At 55.6% G+C, this 6,956-nt stretch carries 4 protein-coding genes and 1 pseudogene; 3 read left to right on the forward strand and 2 right to left on the reverse strand.

Annotated features, from left to right (window positions below):
- The first annotated feature begins 79 nt into the window (after nt 1-79).
- The 3 genes and pseudogenes from dnaN to GTP27_RS24300 form a co-directional block, all read left to right on the forward strand.
- Nucleotides 80-1,186 carry a DNA polymerase III subunit beta gene (dnaN, locus tag GTP27_RS22055; RefSeq protein ID WP_155436461.1) on the forward strand — a complete coding sequence of 369 codons (1,107 nt, stop codon included), beginning with the start codon at nt 80-82 and terminating at the stop codon, nt 1,184-1,186.
- Between the two features lie 59 nt (nt 1,187-1,245).
- Entirely contained in the window at nt 1,246-3,750 is a 2,505-nt protein-coding gene (gene gyrB, locus GTP27_RS22060) for a DNA topoisomerase (ATP-hydrolyzing) subunit B (RefSeq protein ID WP_161041250.1), read from the forward strand.
- 411 nt (nt 3,751-4,161) lie between these two features.
- A pseudogene (locus GTP27_RS24300) lies at nt 4,162-4,326 on the forward strand (helix-turn-helix domain-containing protein); the annotation flags it as partial.
- Between the two features lie 68 nt (nt 4,327-4,394).
- On the opposite strand, the gene GTP27_RS22070 reads toward GTP27_RS24300, so the two are convergent.
- A complete protein-coding gene (locus tag GTP27_RS22070; RefSeq protein ID WP_161041252.1) occupies nt 4,395-4,700 on the reverse strand; it encodes a HigA family addiction module antitoxin in 306 nt (101 codons plus the stop codon).
- A gap of 269 nt (nt 4,701-4,969) precedes the next feature.
- A complete protein-coding gene (locus GTP27_RS22075; protein ID WP_202417002.1) occupies nt 4,970-5,992 on the reverse strand; it encodes a toll/interleukin-1 receptor domain-containing protein in 1,023 nt (340 codons plus the stop codon).
- Nucleotides 5,993-6,956: the final 964 nt, after the last annotated feature.

The following is a 6,956-nucleotide window of genomic DNA, read 5'->3' on the forward strand; positions in this document are numbered from 1 at the left end:
CTTTATGATTTAGCCCATCTGCCCACAAGGCAAAGTTGTTAAAAATTTACGATTCAATCTTTAAACCTGAGGATAAGCTATGCAATTGGTCAAAACCACCCGAGATACTCTTCTCCGGCCACTGCAGATCGTGAGCGGTATTGTCGAGCGTCGGCACACTATGCCGATTCTGGCCAATATCCTCATCAGCAAAGAGGGCGAGAGCGTCTCCTTCCTGTCCACTGACACCGAAGTACAGATCACCACCCACGCCGACATCGGTTCCGGCGCGGAAGTGACCGGCACCACCGTGGCCGCCCGCAAACTGCTGGACATTCTGCGCGCGCTGCCGGAATCGGGCGACGTCACCATGACGCTGCTGAACAAGCGCCTGACCGTACAGTCGGGCAAATCGCGCTTCGCCCTGCAGACCCTGGCCGCGGAAGAATTCCCTACCGTGCAGCAAGCCGACAGCTACAGCGCCAGCGTGACCCTGCCGCAGAAGACTCTGAAACACCTGTTCAACATGGTGCACTTCTCCATGGCCCAGCAGGACATCCGTTACTACCTGAACGGCCTGCTGCTGGTACTCGATGGAAACAACGTGATCGCCGTGGCCACCGACGGCCACCGTCTGGCCTTCTGCCAAGTGGAAACGGAGCAGACCTTTGCCCGTCAGGAAGTGATCATCCCACGCAAGACCATCATCGAACTGCAGCGCCTGCTGGAAGAAAACGACGAGACCGTGCAACTGGACATCGCCGCCAATCAGGTCAAGCTGCGCTTCGCCGACATCGAGCTGATCTCGAAACTGGTGGAAGGCAAATTCCCTGACTACACCCGCGTAATCCCTAAGGGCTACCAGAACGAATTCACCATCGGCCGCGATGAGCTGCTGCGATCGCTGCAACGTGCGGCCATCATGACCAGCGATAAATTCAAAGGCGTGCGCTGCATCATCACCCCGGGCAGCATGAAAATCAGCTCGACCAATGCCGATCAGGAAGAGGCCGTGGAAGAACTGGAAATCGATTACGGCGGCGACAGCGTCGATATCGGCTTCAACGTCAGCTACCTGCTCGACGTGCTGAACAATCTGAAATGCGATCAGGTCAATGTGGCACTGGGCGACTCCAACTCGTCCGCGCTGATTTCCATCCCCGACAATGCCGACTTTAAATACGTCGTCATGCCGATGCGGATCTGATCCCGCCCTCGTTCTTTGCACCGCGTTTTTTACTGTCCAGATATAAAAGAAAGCAGCACATGTCCGCCATTCCAGCAGAACAAGCAGCAAGCGCTCCGGCCAAGACCGAAGAATACGGCGCCGCCTCGATCCAGATCCTCGAGGGTCTGGAAGCGGTGCGCAAACGTCCCGGCATGTACATCGGTGACACCTCGGACGGCACCGGTTTGCACCATCTGGTGTTCGAAGTGCTGGATAACTCGATTGACGAAGCGCTGGCTGGCCACTGCACGGAAATCGTCGTCACCATTCATGCCGACAACTCGATTTCGATTACCGACAATGGCCGCGGTGTGCCGACCGGCCTGAAGATGGACGACAAGCACGACCCCAAGCGCTCCGCCGCCGAGATCGTGATGACGGAACTGCATGCTGGCGGCAAGTTCGACCAGAACGCCTATAAAGTCTCGGGCGGTCTGCACGGCGTGGGTGTATCGTGCGTGAACGCGCTGTCGAAAACCCTCAAGCTGACCATCCGCCGCGACGGCAAAGTGCACTTCATGGAGTTTACCCGTGGCGTGCCCGTCAACCGCGAAATGAGCATGCAGGATGGCGTGGCCGTTTCGCCTATCAAGGTAATCGGCGAAACCGATAAGCGCGGTACCGAGGTGCACTTCTGGGCTGACGAAACCATTTTCGGCGTGGTCGAGTTCCACTACGAAATTCTGGCGAAGCGTATCCGCGAACTGTCCTTCCTGAACAACGGCGTCAACATCAAGCTGACCGACCAGCGTACCGGCAAAGAAGAAGTGTTTGCCTTCGAAGGCGGCACGCGCGGCTTCGTCGAGTACATTAACAAGGCCAAGACGGTGCTGCACCCGACCGTGTTCCAGGCCACCGGCGAGCGCCTGTCCGATCAGGGCACGAATATCTCGGTGGACGTGTCCATGCAGTGGAACGATGCCTACAATGAACAGGTACTGTGCTTCACCAACAATATTCCCCAGCGTGACGGTGGTACCCACCTGACCGGTCTGCGCGCGGCCATGACCCGCGTGATCAACAAATACATCGAAGAGCAGGAACTCGCCAAGAAAGCCAAGGTCGAGATTTCCGGCGACGACATGCGCGAAGGTCTGACCTGCGTGCTGTCCGTCAAAGTGCCGGAGCCGAAGTTCTCCTCGCAGACCAAGGACAAGCTGGTATCGTCGGAAGTGCGTGGCCCGGTCGAAGAGATCGTGGCGAAAACGCTGGCCGACTACCTGCAGGAAAAACCGAACGACGCCAAAATCATCTGCGGCAAGATCGTGGAAGCTGCACGCGCCCGCGAAGCTGCCCGCAAGGCACGCGACCTGACCCGCCGTAAAGGCGTGATGGACGGTCTGGGCCTGTCGGCCAAGCTGGCCGACTGTCAGGAAAAAGATCCGGCCCTGTGCGAACTCTACATCGTCGAGGGTGACTCTGCAGGCGGCTCGGCCAAACAGGGCCGCGACCGTAAGTTCCAGGCTATCTTGCCGCTGCGCGGTAAGGTGCTGAACGTGGAGAAGGCGCGCTTCGAGAAGATGCTGTCGTCGGAACAGATCACCACCCTGATCGCCACGCTGGGCACCTCGATCGGCCCGGACGAATTCAACGTCGAAAAGCTGCGCTACCACCGCATCATCATCATGACCGATGCGGACGTCGACGGCGCTCACATCCGTACCCTGCTGCTGACCCTGTTCTACCGCCAGATGCCGGAACTGGTCGAGCGTGGCCACATCTACATCGCCCAGCCGCCGCTGTACAAAGTCAAAGCGGGCCGCGACGAGCGCTATCTGAAAGATGACGCCGAAGAAGCCACCTACATGATGAATGTAGCGCTGAACACGGCTGCCCTGACTCCGCGCGAAGGCGCTGATCCTATCGTCGGCGAAGCACTGGCCGAGCTGGTGCGCCAGTTCAATCTGGCCAACGTCATCATGACGCGTCTGACCCGCGTGATCGACCGTGCTGCGCTGACCGCCATCATGACGGGCGTCACGCTGAACCTCGATACGGCGGAGCTGGCGGAAGCATCGGCAACGGCGCTGAACGCCAACATCAATGACAGCAACATCAAAGTCAGCGTGCGTTCGGATGATCTGACGGGCAAGCATTTGCTGAGGATCGAGCGTATGCACCACGGTAATATCAAAGTCAGCGCCATCGACGCCGAGTTCGTACGCGGTGCTGATTACGCTGTGCTGGCGGCCGCTTCGGCTACCTTCACCGGCCTGATCGGCGAAGGCGCGTATGTGCGTCGCGGCGAAGGCGAGCGTACCAAGGAATCGAGCGTGACGGACTTCCACCACGCGATGGAATGGCTGCGTGACGAAGCCGAGCGCGTGGTCTCCAAGCAGCGCTACAAAGGTCTGGGCGAGATGAATCCGGATCAGCTGTGGGAAACCACCATGGACCCGCAAGTGCGCCGTCTGCTCAAGGTACAGATCGAAGACGCAATTGCCGCCGACCAGATCTTCACCACGCTGATGGGCGACGATGTGGAACCACGCCGCGCGTTCATTGAAAACAATGCGCTGCGTGCGGGGAATATCGACGTTTAAGCTTGGTGTAGGTTCTCAGAATAATTAAGAATTATCTCAAATAGTTGAGGTAAAAAACTCGCTGATGAACTGAACCCCGAAAGCTGGACACCAACTTTCGGAGTTTTCCATTAGCAAGGTACACAACAGCACTCAAGCTGGAGGTTGTCCAGCCGTAGAACGCCAACGTAACTGTAACTGCTGCCACAATTCTGAGACTAGACACCGCTCGTTGATGCGACGGCCGTGCCGCGCAGCGGTTGCCGACGTGCACACTGTTAGAACTAGGTGCAATAAGTGTGATGCTTGGTAGGCCAATAGCAGAAAGTGCAGCACATTGAACCGATCGCCTTTAGCGCTAAGGTGCGCAAATCATTGAAGCCGACCGGCTGCAGGTGAAGCGACTGTGGCGACGTTCACCAGCGCTACGAGGACGGAAATATCGGCTGTAAATTGTTGTCGAAGCATTATAGTCTCAGCTATAGCCAGCTGAGACGATGGGTGAATTTATTTCAAACGCACGGCGAGGCTGGATTGGAGCGAAAATCCGCCAGCTATAGTGCTGCACAGAAATTGGCAATACAGCAGCACATGTGAAACAACGAATTATCCTACGGACAAACTACGGCCGTGTTCAATATCCATCAACGCAGCGTTTGACAAGTTTAAGCGGTGACAGCCAAAGGCTTGATTGCTTTCGCAATTTTCTCACCGGCCGAGATTTCAGCCATTCGGAGCTCATAAGCGGATTGGAGGTTTAGCCAGCCTTGCGCCTCGCTGCCAAAGTAGCATTCGAGGCGCAGCGCCGTATCAGCGCTAACGCCCCGTTCTCCTTTAGTAATTTCACTCAAGCGAGAATACGGCACATGCAGCGCCATAGCCACGGCGCGCACACTCCCCCCCATCGGCTTGATGTAATCTTCAACTAGAACCTCTCCAGGGTGGACGGGCCGCATTCTATTTTTTAACATAACGCACTCCATTGCGGTTCAGGTTAGACGTTCGACAGCCAAGTTTAATGTGGGTCAACACGGCACAACGTTTTCTCAACGATTTACTTACAAGGCGGATGCACAGCACGCGGGACGCGCCAAAGCGTCGCCGTGTACCCATTTTGTTCTCGGCATGTCCCCATTTTGTACTCGCCGTGTTCACCGGCCGTCACCGTGCTGTAACCGTTTTGTTCACTTGGCCGGCTGCCGGTGGCGGCGGGGGGGCACATGCACAGTTCGGCGCTTGGCTACAAATAGCGCTCCAGCGAGCGCTTCAAAATACGCGGCAATTCTCGACCGATTGACCACATGTGTTTATCGGGCATGAACATCTCGCGCATCATTGGATGTTCAAAGGTGAACTCCACCAGTTCATAGAAGGTCTGAACCGACTCCTGCTTTTCTTCTGGGGACGAATTAGTCCGAAGCGTCCTGGCCACGTCCAGGCCAGAGTCATACAGCCACGGAAAATCTGCACGGAACAAACTCAACGCCATCTGGAAGCCGGCTAAATTCTTTTCCAAGCGCGGCGACAAATGAAGCAGCTCCTCAATAAACATCGGGTGCATCTTCCTGTCGCGGCGTATACGACGAGGCTCCATTTCGAAATCAAGCCGCTGACCAAACTTCTCCAACATCGACTTGATCGATTCGATTTCCTTGAGAAATTCGCCGTCTGGGTTCCTGAGCAGCTTTTGATTATTCCGCGTCAGGTCCAGGATTTCCTCCAGAATTTCGCCGGAAGAATCGATCGTCGCCTCCTCAGGATCGGCTTCGGGAACCAGCGGCTTGGTTTGCAGTAAATTGTTAAGCTGTTCCTCAAAGGTTGGGTACCAAACTTGGAATGCTTTTTCCAGACGCTCATCCGTCAACATATCTTCGCCGCAGGCCCGATTCAGCGAATGAACCAGTTTTTTGACATCTTCTTTTTCAAAGATTGTCGATTGAAATTGCAGAATCGGCCCATTGACCTCGGAGCGTTTTATATCAAAAAGGAAGGGGCTGACCGCCGATTTCTTCATCGTTTTCGACAATGCCCCAGCTTCGAATGTCAGCCATGGCGCATGTACATTTTCTTTTGTCACGCACAGGATGCCGAAGGTGGACTCCTCCAGCTCAGTGGCGATATCGGTACTCCACCTGGCCCCCTTGTCGATGTCTTCCGACGAGACATAAGGCACGATGGACTGAATCACGGACGGCAACCAGTCCCGAAAGATGATGGCGGTTTTATGACTCAGCTCCCCAGACCAGCTCAAGAATACTTTCATGCAATGACGCTCCTTATTGTTGTGAATTTGCACACTCATTCTATCCCTGAACGCATCGGCTGAACCAAGAACATCGCCGGCCGGCACGCATCATGCTGGCATACATTGCCTGACACCGTAACGCCTTGATTTTCATTGCAATTCAGCCTAACGGCCGCGTCGGCAGCCGTCCACGCATCGTTGAGTTTCTTACACGATTTATCCAGCAAATTCAATGGCATACGGGAGCTTTTCGGGGATCGTGTAAGCGTGCGTCATGTGTGTAGCCTAAAAACGGGGTACGGGTTCACCGCGACTTTCAAAAATGGGCTGCTAATGCGACCTCCAGCCATCCGTTGCCGCATCGGGAATGTGGCAGGGTATGGGGCGCGTCAACTCCATGAAGACCGCAGCGGTTACCGCAAGGGCCATGGCCACCGTACAACATGACGGCAGCACCCATGCTGCCAACGCCAGCCTGGTCATGCTCATTGGCAGTCAGCACAAAACCTGTCGCCAAGCGAGCTTGCAACCAATTTCAAGCCATCGTGGCAGCACCACTTTATGTTCCACTAAAAGCCAAGTGGGCTGTGCAATGGGTCTCGGGGTGTAGCCCTGAGTCGATGCGAATGGCGCGCAGCGATATCGCCCGAAATTCCAGATGTGGGATACATCTGGCATCCTGCCCAGCGTGGTGAGGTGATTGATGTGGCAAATCTGAGGGAAGATTGCGGCGAGTTTGCCGCCTTCATGGCACGGCTTCACCACGTATCGCTGGCAGACAATGGCTGACAGCCTAATGCTTTGATTTTGCTGGAAATTCAGAACGGCCGCCGTGTCGGCGGCTGCTCACGAGCAGGAGCCTGTCAGAATTTTAGTGTGAATCCGGGGTCATGAAATAATACCGAAAGGGATTTTCCATGACCGACGTAATGACCACTAAGAAGCCAAAAACCAAGAAGCAGTACCCGTTTCCCGTTGAACT

It is taken from the genome of Duganella qianjiadongensis, from assembly GCF_009857915.1.
GTDB lineage: Bacteria > Pseudomonadota > Gammaproteobacteria > Burkholderiales > Burkholderiaceae_D > Rugamonas > Rugamonas qianjiadongensis.